This window comes from Dactylosporangium sp. CA-233914, assembly GCF_050942935.1.
Taxonomy (GTDB): domain Bacteria; phylum Actinomycetota; class Actinomycetes; order Mycobacteriales; family Micromonosporaceae; genus Dactylosporangium.
On sequence record NZ_CP192030.1, the window covers coordinates 7164185 to 7187725 of the forward strand.

The 23541-nt window shown below is 70.3% G+C and carries 22 protein-coding genes and 1 pseudogene; 6 read left to right on the top strand and 17 right to left on the bottom strand.

Translation table 11 applies throughout. The features are described 5' to 3' along the window. Positions 1-131 precede the first annotated feature (131 nt). Entirely contained in the window at positions 132-656 is a 525-nt protein-coding gene (locus ACQPY0_RS32130; RefSeq protein WP_432968820.1) for a hypothetical protein, read from the bottom strand. A gap of 481 nt (positions 657-1137) precedes the next feature. Here ACQPY0_RS32130 and ACQPY0_RS32135 point away from each other — a divergent pair, with 481 nt between their 5' ends. Then, positions 1138-1674, top strand: coding sequence for a hypothetical protein (locus ACQPY0_RS32135; RefSeq protein WP_432968823.1), 537 nt, complete (start codon positions 1138-1140; stop codon positions 1672-1674). Between the two features lie 830 nt (positions 1675-2504). Then, positions 2505-2723, top strand: coding sequence for a hypothetical protein (locus ACQPY0_RS32140; RefSeq protein WP_432968826.1), 219 nt, complete (start codon positions 2505-2507; stop codon positions 2721-2723). A gap of 214 nt (positions 2724-2937) precedes the next feature. Here the strand turns inward: ACQPY0_RS32140 and ACQPY0_RS32145 are convergent, their stop codons facing one another. Beyond that, entirely contained in the window at positions 2938-3942 is a 1005-nt protein-coding gene (locus ACQPY0_RS32145; protein ID WP_432968829.1) for a LacI family DNA-binding transcriptional regulator, read from the bottom strand. A 178-nt stretch (positions 3943-4120) separates the two neighbouring features. Here ACQPY0_RS32145 and ACQPY0_RS32150 point away from each other — a divergent pair, with 178 nt between their 5' ends. Continuing rightward, positions 4121-5665 carry a methyl-accepting chemotaxis protein gene (locus ACQPY0_RS32150; RefSeq protein WP_432968832.1) on the top strand — a complete coding sequence of 515 codons (1545 nt, stop codon included), beginning with the start codon at positions 4121-4123 and terminating at the stop codon, positions 5663-5665. A gap of 118 nt (positions 5666-5783) precedes the next feature. Here ACQPY0_RS32150 and ACQPY0_RS32155 read toward each other — a convergent pair. Next, a pseudogene (locus tag ACQPY0_RS32155) lies at positions 5784-6113 on the bottom strand (transposase); the annotation flags it as partial. 128 nt (positions 6114-6241) lie between these two features. Between ACQPY0_RS32155 and ACQPY0_RS32160 the strand changes: the two are divergent. Both ACQPY0_RS32160 and ACQPY0_RS32165 read left to right on the top strand, forming a co-directional pair. Continuing rightward, positions 6242-6406 (top strand): hypothetical protein, encoded by a 165-nt coding sequence (locus tag ACQPY0_RS32160; protein ID WP_432968835.1) that lies wholly within the window; start codon positions 6242-6244, stop codon positions 6404-6406. Further along, positions 6403-6462 (top strand): CGNR zinc finger domain-containing protein, encoded by a 60-nt coding sequence (locus tag ACQPY0_RS32165; RefSeq protein WP_432995460.1) that lies wholly within the window; start codon positions 6403-6405, stop codon positions 6460-6462. Before ACQPY0_RS32160 ends, ACQPY0_RS32165 begins: the two co-directional genes overlap by 4 nt. 88 nt (positions 6463-6550) lie before the next feature. On the opposite strand, the gene ACQPY0_RS32170 is transcribed toward ACQPY0_RS32165, so the two are convergent. From ACQPY0_RS32170 to ACQPY0_RS32210, 9 genes are all read right to left on the bottom strand, one after another. Then, complete coding sequence (locus ACQPY0_RS32170; protein ID WP_432968838.1) at positions 6551-8776, bottom strand: 3-hydroxyacyl-CoA dehydrogenase NAD-binding domain-containing protein; 2226 nt, start codon at positions 8774-8776, stop codon at positions 6551-6553. Between the two features lie 24 nt (positions 8777-8800). After that, positions 8801-10012: an acetyl-CoA C-acetyltransferase gene (locus tag ACQPY0_RS32175; protein ID WP_432968842.1), complete on the bottom strand. Its 1212-nt coding sequence runs from the start codon at positions 10010-10012 to the stop codon at positions 8801-8803. A gap of 39 nt (positions 10013-10051) precedes the next feature. Then, positions 10052-10810, bottom strand: a complete 759-nt coding sequence (locus tag ACQPY0_RS32180) for an SDR family oxidoreductase (protein ID WP_432968845.1) — start codon at positions 10808-10810, stop codon at positions 10052-10054. After that, positions 10804-11601, bottom strand: coding sequence for an enoyl-CoA hydratase/isomerase family protein (locus ACQPY0_RS32185; protein ID WP_432968848.1), 798 nt, complete (start codon positions 11599-11601; stop codon positions 10804-10806). Before ACQPY0_RS32185 ends, ACQPY0_RS32180 begins: the two co-directional genes overlap by 7 nt. Beyond that, positions 11598-13220: a CocE/NonD family hydrolase gene (locus tag ACQPY0_RS32190; RefSeq protein ID WP_432968851.1), complete on the bottom strand. Its 1623-nt coding sequence runs from the start codon at positions 13218-13220 to the stop codon at positions 11598-11600. The genes ACQPY0_RS32185 and ACQPY0_RS32190 overlap by 4 nt, the downstream gene beginning before the upstream one ends. 44 nt (positions 13221-13264) lie before the next feature. After that, positions 13265-14026: an SDR family NAD(P)-dependent oxidoreductase gene (locus ACQPY0_RS32195; protein WP_432968855.1), complete on the bottom strand. Its 762-nt coding sequence runs from the start codon at positions 14024-14026 to the stop codon at positions 13265-13267. Positions 14027-14028: 2 nt separating this feature from the next. Next, positions 14029-14781, bottom strand: a complete 753-nt coding sequence (locus tag ACQPY0_RS32200) for an enoyl-CoA hydratase/isomerase family protein (RefSeq protein WP_432968858.1) — start codon at positions 14779-14781, stop codon at positions 14029-14031. Positions 14782-14861: 80 nt separating this feature from the next. Beyond that, positions 14862-15590 (bottom strand): SDR family NAD(P)-dependent oxidoreductase, encoded by a 729-nt coding sequence (locus ACQPY0_RS32205; protein ID WP_432968861.1) that lies wholly within the window; start codon positions 15588-15590, stop codon positions 14862-14864. After that, positions 15587-16567, bottom strand: a complete 981-nt coding sequence (locus ACQPY0_RS32210) for an amidohydrolase family protein (RefSeq protein WP_432968864.1) — start codon at positions 16565-16567, stop codon at positions 15587-15589. Before ACQPY0_RS32210 ends, ACQPY0_RS32205 begins: the two co-directional genes overlap by 4 nt. Before the next feature lie 88 nt (positions 16568-16655). Between ACQPY0_RS32210 and ACQPY0_RS32215 the strand changes: the two genes are divergently transcribed. Then, entirely contained in the window at positions 16656-17306 is a 651-nt protein-coding gene (locus ACQPY0_RS32215; RefSeq protein WP_432968867.1) for a TetR/AcrR family transcriptional regulator, read from the top strand. On the opposite strand, the gene ACQPY0_RS32220 is transcribed toward ACQPY0_RS32215, so the two are convergent. From ACQPY0_RS32220 to ACQPY0_RS32240, 5 genes are read right to left on the bottom strand one after another with little or no spacing between them, the layout of a single operon-like run. Further along, entirely contained in the window at positions 17242-18831 is a 1590-nt protein-coding gene (locus ACQPY0_RS32220; protein WP_432995461.1) for an AMP-binding protein, read from the bottom strand. The genes ACQPY0_RS32215 and ACQPY0_RS32220 overlap by 65 nt on opposite strands. Positions 18832-18877: 46 nt before the next feature. Then, entirely contained in the window at positions 18878-19609 is a 732-nt protein-coding gene (locus ACQPY0_RS32225) for an ABC transporter ATP-binding protein (RefSeq protein ID WP_432968870.1), read from the bottom strand. Next, positions 19606-21426 carry a branched-chain amino acid ABC transporter ATP-binding protein/permease gene (locus ACQPY0_RS32230; RefSeq protein ID WP_432968873.1) on the bottom strand — a complete coding sequence of 607 codons (1821 nt, stop codon included), beginning with the start codon at positions 21424-21426 and terminating at the stop codon, positions 19606-19608. The genes ACQPY0_RS32225 and ACQPY0_RS32230 overlap by 4 nt, the downstream gene beginning before the upstream one ends. After that, entirely contained in the window at positions 21419-22291 is an 873-nt protein-coding gene (locus tag ACQPY0_RS32235; protein ID WP_432968876.1) for a branched-chain amino acid ABC transporter permease, read from the bottom strand. Before ACQPY0_RS32235 ends, ACQPY0_RS32230 begins: the two co-directional genes overlap by 8 nt. A gap of 10 nt (positions 22292-22301) precedes the next feature. Further along, positions 22302-23534, bottom strand: a complete 1233-nt coding sequence (locus ACQPY0_RS32240) for an ABC transporter substrate-binding protein (RefSeq protein ID WP_432968879.1) — start codon at positions 23532-23534, stop codon at positions 22302-22304. Positions 23535-23541: the final 7 nt, after the last annotated feature.

Sequence of the window (23541 nt, forward strand, 5' to 3'; positions counted from 1 at the left end):
CCCCCGCGCGGCCCCGTTCTCCCTGCGCGGCCGTGGTTTTGTTGCCGGGACGGGCTTGCCTTTCCGCGTTTTCGCCCCGCACCCGCCGGCCGGGCTTCGACGCGGCGGGCCGGGCGCGGGGCGCCGGATCGTCAGGGCTGCTTCGTGAGCGTCACCGAGCTGATCGGGGTGGGGTTCAGCTCGGTGACCGTCGTGCCCTTGTTGCCCCACGACTTGTCGGCGATCTCGGCGTTACGTTCAGAGATCAGCTTGTCGTACGTTACCTTCGTCAGCCGGTCGAGACGCACCTGCCACTTCGCGTTGAGCCCCTCGGGCTGGGTCGAGCCGAGACGGATGGTGTACGTCGCGGTGCCCGAGCCGTTCAAATTAACCTTGCCGTCCAGGTAGCAGCGGCCGCTGACGCAGATCGTGATCGTCAGCAGCGTGTCGGTCGCGTCGGCGTCCTCCGGGGAGATCGTAAACTTGGCCTCGACCGGCCACGGGACCTGACTGCCCTCGGTCGGCGAGATCAACGCGGTGACCGGCGGCGGACCCGTGGGCGACGGCGAAGGGGACGGGCTCGGCGAGGGCGACGCGCTCGGCCCGGACGCAGCGGACGGGGTGCTACCGGAGCGCGCCATGAAGTAGTACCCGCCACCGGCGAGCACCAGGAGCACGACCACACCGAGTACCGCCACCACCCAGGGCCATTGCCGCCGACCAGCCCGAGCGGGCTCCCCCACCGGCGGCACGGCGGGCGGCCCCGAGACCGGCCCGGGCACGCCGGACACGGGCACCGGCGGACCCGACACCGGCGGAGAAGAGATAGGCGGCCCCGAAACGGGCAGCCCGGACATCGGCAGCCCGGACATCGGCGTCCCCGAAAACGGCGGCGACGACATAGGAGGCCCTGACATCGGGGGGCCCGACGTAGGCGGACCGGACATCGGCGGACCCGACATAGGCGGCGACGACATCGGCGGCAGCACGGCGCCAGGCGGACCCGTCACCGGCGCCAGACCAGACACAGGCGGACCCGACATCGGCGGCGGCCCGAATGCAGGCGGACCGGACGTCGGCGGCGGCCCGAACGCAGGCGGACCGGACATCGGCGGCGGCCCGGAAACAGGCGGACCCGACATCGGCGGCGGCCCCGACATGGGCGGTCCCGACATCGGCCGGTCCGAAACCGGCGGACCAGCGAACGGCGACGGTGGCAGCGGCTGCACCACGAATGACGGCAGCCGCACCGTCTCCTCCGTCCCCGACGCCTCCGGCAGACCCGACACGGGCGGCCCAGACACCGGCCCCGCCGACGGTCCGGAAACCGGAGGCGTGGCGAAGGGCGACGACGGCAACGGCGGACCGGACGACGGCGACACCGACGGCGGACCCGACACCGGCGGCGCTGCAAACGGCGACGGCAGCCCAGACGACGGCGACGCCAGCGGCGCACCCGACACCGGCGGACCTGACACCGGCGGCGCCGCAAACGGGGACCGCAGCCCAGACGACGGCGATACCGGCGGCCGATCCGACACCGGCGGCATCGCAAACGGGGACGGCGGCAAGGGCGCACCCGACATCGGCGCCGACGACACCGGTGCGCCCGGCGGCGAGCCCGGAACCGGGGGTGCGGTGAACGGCGACGGCGGCAACTGCGCACCCGACATCGGTGCGGGCGGCACCGGCTGACCCGGCGCCGGCAGCCCCGTAAAGGGCGACGGCGACTCGCCGGGCGGCACCGCGGGCGGCGACGGCGGGCCCGCGAAGGACGAGGGCGACAACGGTTGGCCCGGCGGCGCCTGCGGTGCCTGTGGCGGAGGTGGCAGCGCCGGGAACGGCGGGATCGCCGGCCCGCCGGACGATGGTGTGGCCGGAGCGCCTGGTCCGGCTGGCGCCCCGGGCCGACCAGGTGCCGTCGAACCGCCGGGCGCCCCCACAGCGGGCGTGCCCGGGCCGCCAGCCGCCATCGGACCGCCAGGCGCTCCAGGACCGCCAGGCCACAACGGACCGCCGGGCGCTCCAGGACCACCAGGCACCATCGGACCACCCGGCATCCCAGGACCACCAGACGCCACCGAACCACCCGGCATCCCAGGACCACCAGACGCCACCGAACCACCAGGCATCCCAGGACCACCAGACGCCACCGAACCACCCGGCATCCCAGGACCACCAGGCGGTATCGGACCGCCGGGCGCCCCGGGGCCGCCGGGCCACACTGGACCCCCAGGCATGCCGGGACCACCAGGTGCTATCGGACCGGCAGGCATCCCGGGACCGGCGGGAGATCCGGGGGCGGTGGGGACGGGCTGCGGCGGGACGGTCGGGGCGGCGGGTTCGAGGCCGGTCTCCTGGCGGGCGTGGGCGACCACCGGGTGGGTCGGGCCCAGGGCCGCCGGGCCGAAGCGGGCCACCTTGGCGAAGTTGGTCCGGGCCACGTAGCGGTTGTTCAGCTCCGTGGCGACCACGGCCAGGTCGTACGCGAGCAGGACCGCCAGCGGGGCAGTCTCCGGGAGGCGGTGGCCGGCCTCGACCGCCTCCTCGAGGATGCGCCGCGCCGCCGCCGGGTCGTCCCCGTATTTGTGCAGCGACGCCAGCAGGCGCATGGTCTCCAGCAGCTCGGGGTCGCCCTCGGCCAGGGCCGGCCGGGCCTGGGCGATGGCGCGTTCGAGCACGGCCCGCGCGCCGTTCAGATCGCCGGCGGCGGCGCGGGCCTGGGCGTCGTGGCGGGCTTGTAACAGACCGACGGTTGCGGACACGTCGACATGTTGCCCTTCCAGGGCACTCAACGCCAACCCGCCTCACGGCTCGCGGGTACTGTTTTCCTGCGCGGTGACGAAGATCGCCGCCGGGCATCGACGAACGGCGTGGACGAACCGCTCCGGGGCCGCGTCGGGAATCGTCGTCCGGGCGGATTCCGGCGGTGGCGGGGCCGCCGGGCGCGGTCGGTCGTCAGGGGCGGGGTCCGGCGCTGTCACGCGGCACGAGCAACGGTTCGACCAGGGTCGCGTCGGGCACCGCGCGGCCGTCGAGCTTGGCCGCGACCAACTCCACGGCGCGGCGGCCGATCTCCTCGGCGGGGATACCGACCGACGTGAGGCGGGGCTTGGAGCGCTCCGCGAGGTCGTCCGGGCCGATGGCCACGACGGAGACGTCGTGGGGAACGGCGCGGCCCAGGGCGGCGAAGGCGTCAAGCAGCAGCGGTACGGCAGGCTCGTTGTGCACCACCACGGCCGTGAGGTCCGGATGGCGCGCCAGCAGCGACTCGGCCACGGCCTGCACGGCGTCCGGAGACGGCTCGCACGGCACGGTCGAGCCGGTCAGGCCCCGGCGGCGCAGCGCCTCGTGGAAGCCGTCGGCGGTGCGACGGGCGAAGCCCAGGCCGCGCTCGTACACCTCCGGGGGCGAGCCGACGAGCGCGACGCAGCGGTGACCGAGGTCGGCGAGGTGGTCGACGCAGGCGGCGCCGGCGGCCGCGAAGTCCAGGTCGATGCAGGTCAGACCGGAGCCGTCGGCGGGGAATCCGATGAGGACCGACGGGCGGCCGAGGGTGCGCAGCCTGGGCAGGCGGGGGTCGTGCTCCTCGATGTCCATGACGATGAGCCCGTCGGCGAGGGAGCTGGCCGCCACCCGCTCCAGGCCCTTCTCCCCCTCGTCCTGGGTGAGCAGCAGCACGTCGTGGTCGAAGCGGCGGGCGGCCGTCACCACGGAGATCACGAACTGCATGAGGATCGGCACGTACAGGCCGGTGTACAGCGGCATGATCAGCGCGATGACGTTGGAGCGGTTGCTCGCCAGGGCGCGGGCGCCGGCGTGCGGATGGTAGCCGAGGACCTCGACGGCGGCGAGGACCCGCTGGCGGGTCTCCTCCGAGATGGTCCGCTTGCCGCTGAGGACGTACGAGACCGTGCTCGGGGAGACTCCCGCCTGCTTCGCCACGTCACCGATCGTCGCCATGGCCGACACGGTAGCGGTTCGGCTGCGGATCGTCCCGCTGGGCGTTCGCGTCACGTGGCGGCGGCGGAGCGTGGCGGGCGGAAGATACAGGCTCGACGGCGTTTCGGGCGGACTCGGCGGCATGTCCGGTTTCACGAACCTTCCATCCGAGCCGAATAAGCTACACAAACGAATCCGGGTGACGATTGGCGTGGGCGTGGGATTGTTGTCGCGTTCAGCGCCCGCCGCCGCCCGGCCAGAGCCGGCGCCGCGGGACGTCGAGGCACTCGAGGAACTCGTGACGGCGCTGGCCCGCGCCACGGACGAGGCGGACACGTGGCGGATCACGGTGGAGTCGCTGGTTCGCTCGTACGACTACGAGTACGGCGCCGCCTGGCTGCCGACGGGCCCGGGCGGTGCGCTCGAGGCCGCCTTCACCACCGGGTCCATCGCGGACCGGCTGCACGCACCGAGCAGCCTGGTGAGCCGGGTGCAGCAGAGCCGGCAGGCGGTCTACGCCGGCGACCTGTCCGCGGTGCGGGACTGCCCGCGGGCGGCGGAGGCGGCCCGGGCCGGGATGGCCGCGGCGGCGGTGATCCCCGTCGTGCGCGACGGGCGGGTGGTGGCGGTGTACGAGTACTACTCGCCGTACCAGGTTCATGTCGACGAGCCGCGCACCCAGAAGTGGAACGCCATCCTCCGCATCGCCGAACTGGCCCGCATGCAAGTGCTGGCCGGGGCCGAGCTGCGCCAGGTCGCCAATGACCGGGCCGCGGTCACCCAGGTCGTCACCGCGCTCGGCACCGCGATCGACACCCAGTCGGCGATCCGAGCGGCGCTGGAGACGGTCCGCAGCGCGTTCGGCTGGGCGTACGGCTCGTACTGGGAGGTCGAGGACCGCGGCAGCGGGCCGGTGCTGGCGTTCCGGCTGGAGTCCGGCTCGGCCGGGCCCGAGTTCCGGGAGGTGACGCTGTCGGCGACGTTCGCCGAGGGCGTGGGCCTGTCCGGGCGGGCGTGGAAGGCGCGGGACCTGGTGTTCGTACCGGACCTTGCCGAGCTGACCGACTGCGTGCGCGCCCCGGCGGCACAGCGGGCGGGCGTGCGCTCAGGCGTGTGCTTCCCGATCATGTCGAGCGGCCGGGTGATCGGCACGATGGACTTCTTCACCACCGAGCGCATCCCGCTGAGCGACTCGCGCGCCTCGGCGCTGCGCAACGTGCAGCAGCTGGTCTCGCAGCGGCTGGGCATCGTGCGAGCCGGCGAGGCGGCGGAGCGCAACGGCCGGATGCTGCTGGACTCGATCGCGCGGCTGCGCGAGGCGAGCAACGACGCGACCGGGGTGGCGCAGGAGGCGGTGAGCCGGGCGACGACGATGACCGGGGAGGTCGACGCGCTGAGGCGGGCGTCGTCCGCGATCGGCGACGTCATCAAGATCATTTCGTCGATCGCCGACCAGACGAACCTGCTGGCCCTCAACGCCACCATCGAGGCGGCCCGCGCGGGCGACGTCGGCAAGGGCTTCGCGGTGGTGGCGGGCGAGGTGAAGGACCTGGCCCGGGAGACCGCCGCCGCCACGCAGAAGGTCGCCGACCAGATCGCCGGCATCCAGGACAGCGCGCGGTCGGTCTCCGCCGGCATCCACACCACGAGCGACACGATCGGGCAGATGGACGCGGTGCAGTCGCGCATCACCGCGATCCTCGAGGAGCAGGCCCAACTCGCGAGCCTGCTCAACGGGCGCTAACTAGTTCGACCTGAAAAGTAGGTGTGGATACGCTGCCCGCGGTTGGGTCTGTGGGCAGCGGGTTGTGCGGGGTGGGTCATGCGGCCTGGGCTGCGGCCAGGTGGTTGATTTTGGTGAGGCGGAACGTCGTGCGGGGTGCTGCTCCGACGGTCTTGATCCGCCGCACCAGCCGGCCGATCTTCACCACCACCCTCGCCAACAGGCCGGAGTCGGTCGGGTACTGCACGTTCGCCGACACCACGGTGGTGTCGGCGCGGACTTTTCCCGTCTTCACCACCCTGGCCTCGACCGCCGTGGCGAGGAGTTCCTCGTTGAGTGCCGCCACAGCCTGTTCCCCGCACCGGGTGGTGATCTTCATCAGCGTCGTCGGGTGCGGCACCCGTCCGTCGATGCCGATCCGGCAGAACCGCCGCCACGAGATCGAGTCGGAGACCTCAGCCCACAGCGTTCTGGGTGAGGTTTTCGGTTGCGGGTCCTCGACGGTGGAGCGCTATCAGGACGAGCTGGAGATATTGGTCGATATGGTGCTTTTCGCCCCTGTACGAAGAGGTCCGGACGCAGGCGCGGCGCAGCGCGGTGCTGGTCGACGGTCTGGTCGTGGCGGTCGAGGAACCCGACGGTGTCGACGATCTGTTCTCCGACAAGAAGGGTCTTTGCGGGCAGAACGTTCAGGTGGTGGCGACCTTGTCCGGTCGGATCGCGGACGTCGGTGACCCCTGCCCGGGGGTGCGCCATGAGTGAGCCGCTGCGGCAACCGTGCCAAGGTCGCCAAGTTCCGCGCCCGTCAGACCACATAGGTCCCGTCGAACGTACCGCTGGAAGACCGGGCACCGGGCGCTCGCCCCGTCTGCCGGACGCCGTGGATCGCCGCTCGGCGTCCGGTGGTCAGCGGTCCTCGGGGCCGGCGAGGGACCCTCCGTTCTCGGCGAGTTCGCGCAGCCACGGGGTGGCCTCGAAGCGCTCGCCGTACCTCTTGGCCAGTTCGTCAGCCCGCCTGAGGAACGCAACGAGTCCGATCGGGGCCGAGGCGTCGCCGGGATCCTGGTAGCCGGTCATGAACTGCGCCGCACCGCCGGTGTTGCGCGGGAACCCGATGCCCATGATCGAGCCGATGTTGGCCGCGGCCGAAGACGTGATGACGCCCTCTTCGAAGCACTTCGCGGTCTCGAGGGCCTCGGCGAACAGCATCCGGTCACGGATGTCACGAATATCGGGTTGCTCCTCGGCGACAGGGAACAGCTCGGCCAGGCCCGACCAGAGGGAGAGCCTCTTGCCGGACGCGTCGTAGTCGTAGAAGCCGGCCCGGCGCAGCCGACCGGCCCGCCCGGCCTCGAGCATCTTGACCACGACGGCGTTGCCAGGGTGCTCGGCGTACGGCGTGCCGTCGCGCTCGGAAGCCTCCCGGGCGGCCTTGTCGATCTTGGCTGTGAGCTCGAGGTTCAGTTCGTCTGCGAGCCGGAGCACCGGGGTCGGGTAGCCGGCCGAAGTGGTGGCCCGCTCGATCGACCATGGGGCGATGCCCTCAGCGAGCATTGCCATGCCCTCGTTGACCATGAGGCCGATGAGCCGCGAGGTGTAGAAGCCGCGGCTGTCGTTGACCACGATCGGGGTCTTGCGGATCTGCAGGACTACGTCGTATGCCTTGGCCAGCGCCGCTTCGGAGGTCTGCGCGCCCTTGATGATCTCGACCAGCTGCATCTTGTCGACGGGGCTGAAGAAGTGCAAGCCGATGAAGTCGTGCGGACGCTCGACACCGGTGGCCAGCTCGGTGATCGGCAGCGTGCTGGTGTTGCTGCACAGCAGCGCGTCGGGGTTCACGTGTGGCAGGACCTCGGCGAACACTTGGTGCTTGAGTGCGGGGTCCTCGAAGACGGCCTCGATCACCAGGTCGCATCCGGTCAGATCGTCCGGGGAGTCGGTCGCCAGGATCCGCCCGAGTAGTTCGGCCTTCCGCTGTTCAGTGGAGCGGCCGTGTGCGATCGCCTTGTCGAGCAGTCTTTCGGAGTAGCCCTTGCCCCGTTCGGCGTTCTCGACGGAGACGTCCTTGAGCACGACCTCCATGCCTGCCTCAGCGCAGACGTAGGCGATGCCGGCGCCCATCATGCCGGCCCCGAGCACGGCGACCTTGGTAGCCCGATACGGTTCGATGCCCTGCGGACGGAGCTTGCCGGCGTTGATCGCCTGCAGGTCGAAGAAGAACGCTTGGATCATGTTCTTCGAGGCCTGGTTGACGATCAGATCGGTCAGATAGCGGGACTCGATCCGGCTGGCGGTGTCGAAGTCGACCTGCGCGCCCTCGACCGCCGCTGAGAGGATGGCGTGCTGGGCGGGGTACCTCGCTCCCTTCAGCTGTCTGCGCAGCAGTGCGGGAAGCGCCGGAAGGAGGGCGGCGATCGCGGGGCTCTTGGGCGTGCCGCCGGGCATCGTGTACCCGGGGGCGTCCCAAGGGTTCTGATGCGCGTCAGGGTTCGCCTTGACCCAAGCCTTGGCGGCGGGGACCAGGTCGTCGAGCGACGCGACCGTCTCGTCGACGAGTCCCATCGCTTTTGCGGCTGCGGGTCGCAAGCGGGTGCCCGGCAGCAGCACGTCCATCAGCGCAGCCTGGATGCCAAACATCCGGACCGTCCGGGTCACACCACCGCCGCCCGGGAGCAGCCCGAGGCTTGCTTCGGGCAGGCCGAGCTCGGTTTTCGGCCCGTCGAACGCGATGCGGCGATTGCAGGCGAGGGCGATCTCGAGGCCGCCGCCGAGGGCGGCTCCGTTGATCGCGGCCACAACCGGCCTGGGGTACGTTTCCAGCCTGCGCAGCGTTCTCTTCACACGCTCGGCCAACTCGAAGAAGTGGGCGGCATCGGCCGCGGTGGCGCGGCTCATGGCCTTGAGGTCGCCGCCGGCGAAGAACGTCCGCTTCGCCGAGGCGAGCACGACTCCGCTGACACCGGCCTGCTCGTCGTACAACTTCTGCACCGCTGACTCCATGGAACTGACGTAGAGGTCGTTCATGGTGTTCGCGCCGGCGGTCGGATCGTCGAGGGTCAGCGTGACGATGCCATCGGGGTCGATCTGATACGTCACGGCGTCGTGACACGAAGCAGCCTGAGTGTTCGTCATGCGTGTGACCTTTCTGCTCTCAGCTCAGACGATCTCGACGATGGTGGCGATGCCCATGCCGCCGGCCACGCAGAGCGTGGCGAGGCCGCGACGCAGGTCGCGACGCTGCAGCTCGTCGACGAGCGTGCCGAGGATCATCGCGCCGGTCGCGCCGAGCGGGTGGCCCATCGCGATCGCGCCGCCGTTGACGTTGGTGATCTCGTGGCCGATGCCCAGGTCGCGCATGAACCGCATCGCGACCGCGGCGAACGCCTCGTTGATCTCGAAGAGGTCGATGTCGCCGACCTCGAGGCCCGCCCTGGCGAGCGCCTTGCGGGCGGCCGGGGCCGGACCGGTGAGCATGATCGTCGGGTCGGCGCCGGAGACGGCGGTCGCGACGATGCGCGCCCTCGGGGTCAGGCCGAGGTCGCAGCCGACTCTCTCGTTTCCGATCAGCACCAGGGCGGCGCCGTCGACGATGCCCGACGAGTTGCCGGCGTGGTGGACGTGGTTGATCTTCTCGACCCAGTGGTACTTCTCGAGCGCCACGTCGTCGAAGCCCGCGTCACTGCCGATCCGGGCGAAGCTGGGCTTGAGGCCGGCCAGGCCCTCGACCGTCGTGTCCGGGCGGATGGCCTCGTCCCGATCGAGAATGGTCAGTCCGTTCCGGTCACGCACAGCAACCACGGACTCGCTGAAGTAGCCGTTCGCCCATGCCTTCGCGGCGCGGCGGTGAGAGTCGACCGCGTATGCATCCACGTCCTCACGTGTCCAGCCCTCGATGGTGGCGATCAGGTCGGCGCCGATGCCCTGGGGCACGAAGCCGTTCCGCAGCGCGGTGGCCGGGTCGGAGGCCCACGCGCCACCGTCGGAGCCCATCGGCACCCGGCTCATCGACTCGACGCCGCCGGCGACGATCAGGTCCTCGAAGCCGCCGCGAACCCGGGAAGCCGCCTGGTTGAGCGCCTCCAGGCCGGAGGCGCAGAAGCGGTTGAGCTGCACGCCCGCCACCGTCTGCGGGTATCCCGCGACCAGCGCCGCGGTCTTGGCGATGTCACCGCCCTGGTCGTTGATCGGGCTGACGACGCCGAGCACCACGTCGTCGACGCGCGCGGTGTCGAGCGTGGGGTTGCGGTGTCTGAGTTCCGTGAGCAGCCCGGCGGCCAGGTCGACCGGCTTGACTTCATGGAGCGACCCTGAGGCTTTGCCCTTGCCCCGCGGGGTGCGCAGGTGGTCGTAGACGAGTGCGTCAGGCATGGAGCCTCCTGGTGTCGGATGATGCGTTCAAGCGAGCGCTCAGCAGCGGGAGTAGCCGCCGTCGACGACGACGGTCTGCCCGTTCACCCAGCCGCCTTCGGGGCTGCAGAGAAAGCCGACCACTCCGGCCAAGTCGTTCGGCTCGGCGATGCGCCTGGACGGCGTGCCACGCGTGACGGCGGCGACCATCCGTTCCGGGTCGGCTGAGATTTCGGAGAGGGCGTCCGTGCGAACCAGTCCGCCGCTGACGACGTTGGCCGTCACCCCTGTCCGTCCCAGTTCGACTGCCAGGTAGCGCACTACGGTCTCAGTTGCGGCCATCGCGGCCGCGATGGCCGCGTAGCCCGGAATCACCCTCGAGGTACCGGTGCTGGTGATAGCCACGATCCGGCCACCGTCGGTCAGGTCCGACCCTGCGGCGGCGACCAGCGCAAGCAGGGCACCGACCCGGGCGCTCACCATCGTCTCGTACGTCGCCGGTGGGGTCGCGATGGCCGTGCCCAGCTGCGGGGCCGCGATGCCGAAGCCCGTGGCATTCGAGACGATCGCTCGCACCGGGCCGAGTTCCCGACCACCCGCGACGAACGCCGCGCAGGACTCGGGGTCGGCCGTTTCCACCGGGATCGCGACCGCTGACCGGCCGTACAACTCGATTTGCCGCACCACCTCCTCGGCCGCGTCCAACCGTGAGTGGTAGCCGACTGCGACGTCGTAGCCGAGCTCGGCGAGTCGCAGCGCGCAGTCACGCCCGATGCCGCGGCTGGCGCCGGTGACAACCGCCGTGCCGCGAGTCACCACGACGTCCGTTCGAACCAGACGCGCTCAGATGCCGGGGTTTCAGCGTAACGTCGGCGCGCGTCGGCCTGCAGCCGCAGTGATTCCGGCGTCGCCAGCAGCCGGGCGAACTCGTGTCCTTCGAGCCGCATCGCAGAGGATGTGTCGAGGGTGCTGCCCTCACGCATCACCCGTTTCGCGGCGACCAGTGCCTCGCGTGGCTTGGTTGCGAGGGCGATTGCGGCGGCGTGGACGCGATCGTCGAAGTCGTCGGTGTCGAAGACGCGTGATACCAGGCCGATGGCCTGAACGGCGTCCGCCCTCAGGGCAGCGCCACTCAGGACCAGGTCGGTTGCGACGCCGCGGCCCACCAAGCGGATCAGTCGCTGGGTGCCGCCGGCCCCCGGGATGATGCCGAGGCTCGTCTCGATCAGTGCGAGGTCGGAGCGGCGGCTGGCCCAGCGCATCGTGCAGGCCAAGGCGAGTTCCACGCCCCCGCCCCATGCTTGCCCGTCGATGGCCGCGACCACGGGTTGCGGCATCCGTTCGATCTGACGCATCGCGGTGTACCACGCGGCCGCCTCCGGCACGGGCCCGGATGCGAGTCGGGACAGCTCGTCAAGGTCGGCGTGCGCCACGAAGTAGCCGTCGACGTCGCTGCGCAGCACGACCACGTGGACGGTGTCGTCCTGGGCGATGTCGACCAGCCGCGTCTCGAGCTCGGCGAGGGCCGCGAATGTAAGGAAGTTCCGGGGCGGGTTGGCGTACGACAACGTGGCCACCGCGCCGTTGCGTCGCTCGGTCCACAGACTCATGCAGCGGTGCCTTCCTGAGGGAGCGCCTGCACCAGCAGCCACGAGTCCTCGGTATGCACGGTGGTCTCAGCGACCGCCGTGTTGGATCCCAGCTGGTCGCCGGTGTTCAGGTTGCGATCAAGATGCGGGAAGTTGCTACTGGTGACCAGCACGGCGAGCCTGTGTTCGGGTTCGATGCGCTGTGCGGTGTATCCCAGGTCAACGTGTACCGGCAATGGCTGGTCGGCAGAGAGTCCGCTGTCGCTGTCGAGACGGCGTACGCCCTCTGCCAACGGGATCAGGCGACCGTCCGGCCACCCGTCGACGAGCCGGACGACCAGGTCGGTCGAGGGTGCTGAGCAGGTCACCGACAGGGTGACGGCCACCCGGCCCACGACGTCCAGCGGCAGGTCGCGCGCGCCGGTCTGGTAGAGCAGGACGTCGGAGCGCTGCAGCTGCCAGGAGAGGTCGAGCGGACCCGGGGCTAGGCGCCCCAGGTGGAGCAGGCGTCCGCCACGGCTCGGTACCGGATCGCAGGGGTCGTACCGGAACGAGTCCTGACCCTTGGTGCGAGCGTCGTCGTCGCCGTCGAGACCACCGGACCGGCCGCCGGGTTTCGCCCCGGGTCGCAGGCGGAAGGTGAGCGTACGACTCTCTGCCGGGGGCCAGGCGGTGCTGGTGCGCCACTCGTCCGCGCCCATCAGGAACCAGGTTGCCTCCGGTCCCTCGACTGATCCCTCCTCGCCGAGCCGGCGCAGGTGCCGCAGCTGTCGCTCCGGCAGCCCGACGGCGCTCGCCGAGGCGGAGACACCGAAGTTGAGTTCTCCTTGCAGGTGCGGCAGCGGTCCGGTGTGTGCCCATGGCCCGACCAGGAGTCGGTGCGGGCGACCCGGGTCGGCAGCAACCGCGTCGACGAAGGTGTCGATGGTGGCCGTGGCGAACACGTCGTACCAACCCGTGGTCAGGAAGATCGGGACTGTGAGGTCGGTGACCTCCCACTCCGGGGTGGATACGGCTCCCCCGGACATCAGGCCGACCACATCGATCGGGAAGCCGTTCAGGTGCGCCAGCGGTGTGTCGGTGACCGGGATCGCCCGCATCGCGGCGCTCGGGTCAGCCAGCAGCTGTCCGAGAAGGGCTGCGTTCGCGGGGTCGGTGTGCTCGGGGCGTCGAGCGAACCAGTCGGCGGCCATGAAGACCATCCAGCCCATCAGGTGGTCCAGGCGCATGGCGCCGCCGGTCTCGCGGGCGTCACGGCCACCGGTCGTGATCATGGCAGCGGCGACGCCACGCAGGCCGGACGGCCGGGCGGCTGCACCGTGCATCGCCAGGATGCCGCCGTACGAGGTGCCGGCCAGGTAGACCTCGCCGGAGCACCACGGTTGAGCGGCCACCCACTCGACGGTGTCAACGGTGTCGAGTTGTTCCTGGTCCCACATCACTGGGCGCCACTCTCCGTCGGAACCGAATCGTCCACGGGTGTCTTGGACGACGGCGGCGAAGCCTTCCGTCACGCAGTCGAACGGACGCAGCACGTCGGAGCTGATTCGGCGTCGCCCGTAGGGCGTACGGAAGACGACCGTCGGCGCCGGGGTGTCGAGGGCGAAAACATCGCCGCGCAGGAGCACCCCGTCACGCATCGGCATCTCCACGTCGGGACGCCAGGTATAGGTGGCTGGGCTCATCACGCACCCGTGAGCGTGAGCATCCGGGACGCCATCTCGTTCCATCCAGCCGTGGCGCCGCCGTCGATGGTCAGCACGCCGCCGGTCAGGTACGACGAGTCCGGGAGCGCGGCGAAGACGGCAGCACGGGCCTGTTCCTCGGGGGTGCTGAGCCGGCCGGCCGAGGTAGCCGCGATCAGGCTGTCACGCAGCGGACCCTCGGGCCACAGTTCGTCGACCATCGCGGTGTGGACCGGGCCGGCGACCAGCGCGACGGCGCGGATCCCCTGTGCTCCGTAGTCGACCGCCACCGACCTGGTCAGACCGATGAGCGCGTGCTTGGCCATGTTGTACGCAGGTGACCGCGGTGTGGCAGCCACCCCGCACATCGACGCGGTGAACACGAACACGCCACCGCGCTCGCGCATGTGGCGCACGCCGGAGCGCACGAGGTAGAAGTTCGCGTCGCAGCACACCCCCATGATCCGGCGGTAGTCCACGTCCGTCAGCGAGTGCGCGCGGCCGGGCACGTTGACCCCGGCGTTTCCGTGCACGACGTCGAGGCGACCGTACTCGGCCACGACCTCCTCCAGCGCAGCGTGCACGGCGTCGGGATCGGAGACGTCGCAGGAGCGGACTCCGTTCCCCGCGACCAGGTCGAGCCCGACGACCGTCGCACCGGCCTTGGTGAACAGCTCCATCGAGGCGGCACCGATGCCGCTCGCCGCGCCGGTCACCACTACGACGTGCTCGTCGAATCTCCCGAAGATGTCCTGGGTCATGCCTACCTGCCTTCGAATTGGGGGGTCCGCTTCTCGATGAACGCCCGGACACCTTCGAGGGCGTCGCGAACCTCGGCGTTATTGCGGATATGGACGGAGTTTTGGATCCAGAGGGCCTGCTCGAGTGGCTGTCCGAGGCAGTGCTCCCGCAGTTGCTTGTAGAGCCCGATGGCCGCGGTCGGTGCCTGCGCGAGCCGGGCGGCCTCGGCCAACGTCACCTCGTCGAGCAGTTCTGCGGGCACCACTCGGGTGAAGATCCCGAGCCGCTCCGCCCGTTCGGCCGCCATCAGCTCACCGGACAGGTAGATCTCGGTGGCCCGCATCGCGCCGACGAGACGGCCGAGCATCACCGCGTTCCCGGCCTGGGCAACGTTGACCAGCCCGCTGCCGATCCGGGCGGTGGCGGCAGCGATCCGCAGGTCGCCGGCGCACGCGAGCTCGGTGCCCGCCCCGGCGGCGAATCCGTTGACAGCTGTCACCACCGGCACCCGTGCCGTCACGAGGGTCTCGACGATGCGCAGGTAGATGGGGTCCGCGCTGTCCCCGAGAACGGGTGACCGGCTCCGGTCACCGCGGAGGTGGCCCTCCACGGCGGCGAGGTCGTCGCCGGCGCAGAAGGCTCGGCCCGCGCCGGTCAGGACCACCACCCGGGTTTCCCGGTCGCCCAGACACGTCTGCAGAATGGCGAGCAGTTCCTCGCCCATCGCGCGGTCGATCGCGTTCAGCGATTCGGGGCGGTCGAGGGTGAGCCACACGACTCCCGGTCGCGGACGGGTGACCCGGACCGTTCGTGCCGGCGGGTGCGGGGTGAGATCGAGGTTGGTTGGGGCCGTACTCATGATCGGCGCATTCCTCCATCGACGAAGATCGTGTGGCCGGTGACATATCCGGCGCGTTCGGACAGCAGCCAGGCGACCGCTTCGGCCACGTCGTGGGGCTGACCCAGCCGTTGCAGTGGCAACCCGCGGGCGACGCGGCGGGCCATCTCGCGCAGTCCGGCGTTGTCGAGCATCGGGGTGTTGATGAAGCCGGGGCATACCGCGTTCGCTCGGACTCCGGTCGGTCCCAGCTCCACGGCCAACGACCGGGTCAGTGTCTGGAGTCCGCCCTTGCTTGCGTCGTACGCGGCCTGGCCCGCGAAGCCCATCACGGCGATCGAGCTGACGTTGACGACCGCTCCGTCTCGCTGCGCGAGCAGGTCGGACAAGTCGCGGCAGAGCCGGAACGGGGCCTCGAGGTTGACTGCGAGGACGCGGCGCCACGTCTGATCGTCGTGCTCGGCCAGAGCCGCTCGGTGCTCGATCCCGGCGTTGTTGACCAGGCCGTCCAGGCCGCCGAGCTCGCGGGTGCACGCCTGACGGACCCGATCCGTCGCGTCCACGTCCAGGAGATCGGCGCCGAGCATCGGGAACTCGGCGCCGTCGGCCACCGCTGCAACGGCGGACGGAAGATCGACCCCGAGCACCGCGGCTCCGCGCTCGGTGAGCAGCCTCCCGAGCGCGAGGCCGATGCCACCGGCAGCGCCGGTCACCAGGACCCGCCGGCCTTCGAGCTCGCCGTTCACGCCGGCACCGCTGCGGGCTCGCCGAGCAGTCGCATGGCGTTGTCGTGCAGCCAGTCGGTGCGGACCTCGTCCGAGACCGGGAACATCGACGCGCGGGCGGCGACTTGCGCGACGTCGATGCCGTGAGTCCAACTTGTCGACCCGAACAGGACCTTGCGCCGCACCGAACGTGCGCCGTGGAGGAACAAGGGCTCCCAGCCCGACCCCGGTTGGGCCATGGTTGCCGGGTCGTGGGAGGAGAACTCCAGGTAGACCTGCGGGTGTCGCTGCATGAGCGCGATCGCCTCCAGCACCCAGGGCCAGCCGCCGTGCCCCAGGACGATCCGTAGTTGGGGGTGGCGACCTGCGAGGTTGTCGATCGCACGCGGGCCGGAGATGTCCATGGGAGTCGTGGCCCGGAAGCTCTGCCCGGAGTGGATCCAGACCGGGACCTGGCGCTCGACCGCCAGTCGCCACAACTGGTCGTGCTCGGGTGCGGTGATGTCCGCGGAGTCCAGGAACGGAATCACGGAGAGGCCGTCGGCGCCAAGATCGTCGAGCGCCCGCCGCGCCTCTCGCCACGCCTTCTCCGGGTGGGCCAGGCTGACGCCCGCGAAGAACCGCAGCCTGTCCGGGTGACGGGCCGCGAAGCCGGCGACGACGTCATTGACCGTCCCCGCCGGGCAGGACCAGGGGCCGCCGTGCAGGACCTGCTGGTCGACACCACCGGCTGACAGCGAGGCGACGTGCGCGTCGACGTCCGTGTGCGCACCGAGCGAGCGGGCCAGGTCGCGCACCGCCTGCTCGGGCGCCGCGGCGTACTCACTGAGCAGCTGAGCGCGTGGCCGGCCGGAGAGCCGAGCCAAGCGCGCGCCGAACGCACCGAGATAGCCCGGCGCCGCGGTCAGCAGCGCGCCCAGGTACGCCTCCCAGCAGGGCTCGTCGAACACGACGTCGCACATGTCGACCACTCGCGGCTTCGCGAAGACCACCGCCACCTCCCGATGTGTATGAACGTTTGTTTACCAGCAGGCTCGCCGTCGTGTCAATGAATGTTCGTTCAACGGCCGGTGCTAGCGTCAGACCGTGACCGAGACCCGCCACGACGCGCGCACCACCGCGACCGCACAGCGAATCCTTGATGTCGCAGCAGCGTTGTTCTTCGCTGACGGCTACCCGGCTACGTCGGTGCGGCGGATCATGACGGCGTGCGATGTCACTGCCGGGTCCCTCTACAACCACTACGCCTCCAAGGAGGACGTGCTCTTCGCGATCCTGCAGCGCTCGCACCGCGACACCCTGGATGCGCTCCGGGCCGGGCTGGCCGAAGCCGGCGAGGACCCGCAGGCGCAGTTGCTAGCCCTGGTGGAGGCGATGACTCGTTTCCATACCGAGCGGCAGATCGAGGGCATGGTGAGCCAGCGGGAGTGGAGGCACCTGCCGCCCAAGCGCGCACAACTCATCCTCGACAGCCAGCGCGAGGTGCGCTCCATCTTCGAGACCACCCTGCGCGCAGGCGCCGACAGCGGCGCGTTCACCTTCGCGCAGCACGGAGCGGACATCGACATCACGGCCAAGGCGATCCTCGACCTGTGCATGAACGCGGGGCAGTGGTTTCACCGAGACGGTCGAGTCAGCTCCGCCGACCTGGCCCGTCAGCACGTCGCACTGGTCATGCTGATGGTCGGGTCGAGCCCCTCGTCCCGGACGGGTCGACGCCGATCCGGTCGCGCTTGACGACCATCCCGAGCTCCTCGCGGTCCACCGTGTCAGGCGTGACCCCAGCCGCGCGCAGTACGTGCTTCTGGACCTTGTTGGTCGGCGTGCGTGGAAGCTCGGCCATGACCCGCACATAGCGCGGCACCATGTAGTGCGCCATCCTGGGCCGCAAGAACTCGATCAGTTCGGCGACATCGATCGTGTGCCCAGACACCGGTGCTACCACGGCGAGGACGTCGTCCTCACCGTGCGGACTCGCAGTGGCGACGACTGCCGCCTCTTGAACGTCGGGATGGGCGAGGATCTCGCTCTCCACCTCGAAGGAGGAGATGTTCTCGCCGCGCCGCCGGATGGTGTCACCCATCCGGTCGACGAAGAAGTACTCACCCTCGACCCTCCGGAACGCGTCGCCGGTGTGGAACCAGCCGTTGCGCCACGCCTCGGCTGTCGCCTCCGGACGTCCGTAGTAGCCGCTGGTGATCGTCCACGGCTTGGCGGTACGCACGGTCAACTCGCCGATCTCGCCGTCGGGGACCTCCCGGTCGTGCTCGTCGACGATCCGCAACTCGACCCCGGGCCGAGCCCGACCCGACGTACCGACCACCGACGGGTTCGGTGGCGACACGATCGGGATGGACACCTCTGTCATGTTGAACATCGCCACGACCTCAACCCCGAACCGATCGGCGAACACGTCGGCGTCGTCCGCCAATGGGATCATGAACACCCGGCGCAGCGAGTGTGAGCGGTCCTCGCTCGACTCCGGAGCCTTGCTCAGGAATGAGGCCATCACCCCGAGCAACGTCACGTGGGTGGTCGCCGTGGCACGGACCATCTCCCAGAACCGCCCGGTCTCAAAGCCGCCGGCCAGTGCGATCGACCCGCCGAGCACCAGGGCGGCGTTGACGCCGATGGTGCCTCCGGCGTGGAAGAGCGGCAGTGTCACCAGGTATCGGCTTTCGGCGCCGAAGTTGTCGGCGAACGCCGCGTCCCCGCAGGCCGTCAGCTGGGCGTAGGAGCAGACCACGCCCTTGGACGGTCCAGTGGTGCCCGAGGTCATGATGATCGCGTAGGGGTCCCACGGCTCCTGTGCCGCGGGTTCCGCCGCGGGCGGGCCGTCGAGCGCCGCGCGGCTGTGGGTCTGCAGCCCGTCCACGGGGACCGGAGTCTCCGCGGTCACGACCACGTCGGTCAGTTCCCCATGTCCGACCTCAGCCAGCCGCGGGGCAAGGTCGGGGTGGACAACGGCGACTCGCGCCCCGGACAGGGTGAGCGCGTGTTCAAGGAGCCCTCCCCGATAGGCGGTGTTGAGCGGCACGTAGGTGGCGCCCAGCAGATTGGTCCCGAACCACACGCGCAGCGCATCCGCTCCGTTGGGCAACCAGGAGACGACTTGATCTCCCGCGACGACGCCCAGCCGGGCCAGGCCGCCGGCCACACGTTCGGCCTCCTCCAGTACCCGCGCATACGTCCACGACTCGCCGTCGTCGAAGCCCACGAACACCCGGTCGGGGTGTTCGGCGGCACGCCGGCGAAGGACCACCGGCAACACGCACGCCTCGGCGGGCGGAAGGTCTGCGCTCCAAGGATCAGTCCAGGTCAATGCTCGACGCTCCCAGGTAGGCCGCGTGGAGACGCGGGTCGGTGGCGAGTTCGCGTGCGGGCCCCTCGGCCACGATCGTGCCGTGCTGGATCACCACGGCACGATCGGCCAGTTGCAGGACCTTTTGGACGCGCTGCTCGACGATGATGATCGCCTGCCCCTGCGCACGCAGGGTGTCCAGAACGGCAAAGACCAGGTCGATGATGACCGGGGCCAAGCCGATCGATGGTTCGTCGAGCATGAGCACCTTCGGCGCTCTCATCAGCGCCAGACCGATCGCCAGCATCTGCTGCTCCCCGCCGCTGAGCACTTCGGCGGACGCGTCTTTGCGGATCTCGAGAATCGGGAACAGCTCGACCACGTGCCGCCGGCGCTCGGCGAACTCGGCGCGGGGCACCCGCTGCCGCCAGCGGCCCAGCGTGAGGTGCTCCTCGACGGTGAGTCCTTGGAACAGCCGGCGCCCCTCGGGGACCAGGGCGACTCCGGCATCGGTGAGCTGCTCCGGCCCGGTGCGGGTCAGCCGAGCGTCCGCGACTTCGAGATGGCCGCCCGAGAGCGGGAGCAAGCCGGCCAGCGCGGTCAGCAAGGTGGTCTTCCCCGCTCCGTTCGCCCCCACGACAGCGAGGATCTCCCCCGCCGACACGTGCAGGTCGACGGCGCGCACGACGGGCACCGGACCGTAGCCGGCGTGGACGCCGACGGCGCGCAGCGCGCTCATGCTCCTACCCCCAGGTACGCGTCAACGACCCGGCGGTCGGCCAGTGCCTCGGCCGGAGTGCCGGTGACCAGGACCCGGCCCTGGTCGAGCACGGTCACGGTGTCCGCAACGCGGGCGACAAGCTCGATGTGATGCTCGACCAGCACGACGGTGGTACCGCCGTCCCGAACCAACCGCACCAGCTGCTCGAACGCGGCGAGCTCGTCCGGCGCCAGTCCGGCGGCCGGTTCGTCGAGGATCAGCAGGCGCGGCGAGGCCACAAGTGCCCGGCTCATCTCCAGGAGTCGCTGCCGCCCGTGCGGCAAAGCCCCGGCGGTCTCTGCGCTCCAGGTGTCGAGCCCGAGCTCGCTCATCACCGCGTCGGCGTGCCGGCGCAACGTTCGTTCCTCCCGTCGTCCTCCCGGGGTGCGCAGCAGCACCGCCGCGGCCCGCGCCGTGCGCCGCGCGTATCCGCCCAGCACGACGTTGTCGCCGACCGTGGCATCGGGTAACAGCTTGGGGGTCTGGAAAACGCGAGCGACGCCGCGACCGGCCAGCTGCTCTCCCCGCAGCCGCAACAGGTTCTCGCCGTCGAGCAGCACCGCGCCCTGATCCGGCGTGAGCAGGCGGCTCACCACGTTCAGCAGCGTGGTCTTACCCGATCCGTTGGGGCCCACGACGGCGTGGATTTCCCCGGACCGCACCGTGACCGAGACCTCGGACAAGGCTGCGATCCCGCCGAAGGACTTGGAGACCCCTTCGATGCTCAGCGACGCCGCCGGCCCCGTCGCTCGGTGGTCGGCGGCTCCGACCCGCAGTTCGGGGGTGTTGTCGGCACCTGGCTTGGCGTGTTTACGAACCCGGTGCTTGGTTCGCCAGGCGTCGACCGCTCCGGCGAGACCGTTCGGCGCGTAGTTCATCAGCACCAGCAGCCCGATGCCGTAGATCAGGCCCCGCCACTGGTCCAGCGAGGTCAGCAGCTCCGGGACGGCGTAGAACACCAGGACACCGATCAGGGGGCCGAGCAACCGCCCGGCGCCCCCGATGATCACGACGATCAGGAAGAAGATCGAGAAGTCGAGGGTGAAGTCGTCGGGGGTGACGATCCCGTTGTTGGCCGTGAACAGGGCCCCGGCCAGGCCCGCCACCGCGCCCCCGCCGGCGAACGCGGCGAGCTTGACCCGGACGGCGTCGACACCGACGGCCCTGGCCAGTTCCGGAGAGTCGCGGACTACCATCATCGATCGGCCCGGTCGCGACCTCGCCATGCTCGCCACCAGCGCCAGAACGATCACGTTCACCGCGACCACCACCCAGTAGACACCGCGGTCGTCGAGTTCCAGGCCCCCGATCGTGGCGCGCGGAATGCCGACCAAGCCGGCCCATCCCCCGGTGAGCTCCTCCAGCTCCACCACCAGGGTGCGGGCGACGAGTGCCAACCCCAGGGTCACAAGGGCGATGTACCACGACGAGAGGCGGAAGGCGGGTAGCCCGATAACGGTCCCGGCCGCCATGGCGATCGCCATGGCGGCGAGCGCGGCGGGTACGAACGGCCACTCGTAGGTGGTCATCAGGATTGCGCTGGCGTAGGCCCCGACAGCTACGAGCGCGCCGTGCCCCAGGGAGACCTGCCCGGTGTACCCCATGGTGAGGTTCAGGCCGGTGCCGGCGAGGGTGAAGATCCCGACCATCGCGGACAGGTAGATCACCGTTGGGTCGGCGTTGATCCAGGGCAGCGCGACAAGCAGGGGCACACCGACCGCTGCGGCGACCACCCGGACACGCGTCGAGGACAGCAGCTCGGCCACGCGGCCGGAGAGGGCGACGGGCTCAGACACGACGCATCACCCGCTGCCCGAAGACCCCCGAGGGACGGACCAGGAGGAACAGCAGCATGAAGCCGAAGAGCACCACTGTCTGCAGGCCGGGTGTGGCGTACCGGGTGCCCATCGCCTCGACGATGCCGAGCGTCCATCCGGCGACGAGAGCGCCCTTGTTGGAGCCGATGCCACCGACCGCCAGCGCCGCGAAACCCTTCACCAGCAGCGTGAGCCCCATGCCGAGAGAGGCGAGCAGCAGCGGCGCGGCCAGGAGGCCGGCGAGGCCGGCGAGCGCACCGCTGATGAAGAAGGACAGCTGGGTGAGAGCGGCCGGGTTGACCCCGCGCAGGCGTGCTCCGTCGCGGTCGGCAGCGACCGCCCGCATGGCCACGCCCAACGACGTCCGGTCCACGCGATGGAGCAGAAGCATGATCAGCACAACCGCAACCACCAGGGCCACCTGGTAGGAGCTTACGGTGACGCCCGCGACGTCGTGCTGGGTCAGCGAGAACGGCCACGGTGGGTCGACCGCACGTGGCTGGTCGTTCCACACCTTGCCGGCGACCTCGCCGATGATGAGGGAGAAGGCAAGAGTGGTGATCACCCACCCGATGGCGTGGCCGGAGCGCCGCAGCACCGGCGCGACCGCGACGCGCTCCTCGACGAGGGCGATTGCGCCTACCACGACCATGACCAAGACCGCTGCGGCCGGCCACGGCAGTCCCCCGATCGAGGTGGCCGCCACGAGCATCGAGCCCACCATCACCAGCTCGCCCTGCGCGAAGTTGACGACGTTCGTGGGCCGGTAGGAGACGTTGAAGCTCATGGCGATGAGGGCGTAGATGCTGCCGAACGTGAGTCCGGGGACGATGACGTCGCTCATGGTGTCGGGATCACAGTCCGTCGGCTCGACGCCGCAGCACGCCGCCGAGGGACTCCGGCTCGAGCGCCGAGGTCAGGGTCCCGATGGTGATGTCCCCCTTGTCGATGCCCGAGTGGTTGTCGGCCGTGAAGGTGATGCGGGACCGCACTCCCCCGTACCCGCTGAGGCTGTCGAGCGCCTTCTTCAGCTTGGCCGGGTCGGCGGTCTTCTCCTCCTCGATCACCGCTGCCATCAACGTCACCCAGTCGTAGTACGGACTGGTGATGGCGGAGTAGCCGAGTCCGGCGGTCTGCGGGTGTTCGACGATACGCTTGGCGAGCTCGCTGACCCGCTTGCTCGGCTGCTCCGTAGCGGTGTAGGTCAGGCCGCGGTAGGTCGTGCCGAAGAACTTGCCGAGCAGCTCGCCCGAGAACTCGCCCAGGGCCTCCACGTAGTTCAGGTCGTGGGAAACGATCGTCGGCGCCATCCCGCCGGCCTGCATCGCGCGCAGGATCAGGATGGTGGCCTGGGGCTGCCCGGTGAACAGACCGAGTCCGTCCACGCCTGCCGAGGCGAGGTTGCGCACGAACGGCGTCATGTCGTTCGCGTCGACCTCGAAGGTCTCGACGGCTACCGCCTTGGTGGAGTACTCGGACGCGAGGAACTCCACCGAAGCGTTCTTGATCGACTTGCCGAACTCGGAGTTCTCCACGATCAGGCCGATCTTGGCGCAGTTGCGGACCTCCTTGAGGAAGGTCATCGCAGCGTGCGCCTGCTGGGTAGTGTTGTAGACGAGCTGGTAGAAGAACGGGAACTGTTTCCCGTCCCCCAGGCTCGCCGTGCCGCCCCAGCCGGACTGGACGATCGGCTCGCGAGCGAGCGCCGTGGCCGAGGCGACCACCTGCGAACTTCCGGTCGGGCCGACGACGAACGTGGGCCCGGCACCGAGGATCCGGCGCGCGATCGTGGACTGGGTAGCGGGACTGCCCTCGTCGTCCACCTCGTTCATCGACACGGGCTCGCCGAGCAGCCCCCCAGCCTGCTTGATGTCGTCGAGCGCCAGCCTTCCACCGACATAGATGGGCGCGTACGCCGCCGCCAGCCGGCCGGTCTTCGGCTCGATCCAGCCGATCTTCGTCTTCGCGGACGCTGCGGCGGAGTCGCGGCCACAGCCGCCGAGCAGGCCACCGAGCCCGCCTAACAGCGCCAGCGCTCCGGCACCCGCAAGGACGCCACGGCGCGACGTGCCGATCACTTCCGACATTCTACCT

Coding starts and splice junctions, on each gene's coding strand:
- ACQPY0_RS32135 (WP_432968823.1), top strand. CDS start 1,138: ATGGGCGGTCCCGACATCGGCCGGTCCGAAACCGGCGGACCAGCGAAC.
- ACQPY0_RS32145 (WP_432968829.1), bottom strand. CDS start 3,942: ATGGCGACGATCGGTGACGTGGCGAAGCAGGCGGGAGTCTCCCCGAGC.
- ACQPY0_RS32170 (WP_432968838.1), bottom strand. CDS start 8,776: ATGACGAACACTCAGGCTGCTTCGTGTCACGACGCCGTGACGTATCAG.
- ACQPY0_RS32175 (WP_432968842.1), bottom strand. CDS start 10,012: ATGCCTGACGCACTCGTCTACGACCACCTGCGCACCCCGCGGGGCAAG.
- ACQPY0_RS32185 (WP_432968848.1), bottom strand. CDS start 11,601: ATGAGTCTGTGGACCGAGCGACGCAACGGCGCGGTGGCCACGTTGTCG.
- ACQPY0_RS32190 (WP_432968851.1), bottom strand. CDS start 13,220: ATGCGTGACGGGGTGCTCCTGCGCGGCGATGTTTTCGCCCTCGACACC.
- ACQPY0_RS32195 (WP_432968855.1), bottom strand. CDS start 14,026: ATGACCCAGGACATCTTCGGGAGATTCGACGAGCACGTCGTAGTGGTG.
- ACQPY0_RS32225 (WP_432968870.1), bottom strand. CDS start 19,609: ATGAGCGCGCTGCGCGCCGTCGGCGTCCACGCCGGCTACGGTCCGGTG.
- ACQPY0_RS32235 (WP_432968876.1), bottom strand. CDS start 22,291: ATGAGCGACGTCATCGTCCCCGGACTCACGTTCGGCAGCATCTACGCC.
- ACQPY0_RS32240 (WP_432968879.1), bottom strand. CDS start 23,534: ATGTCGGAAGTGATCGGCACGTCGCGCCGTGGCGTCCTTGCGGGTGCC.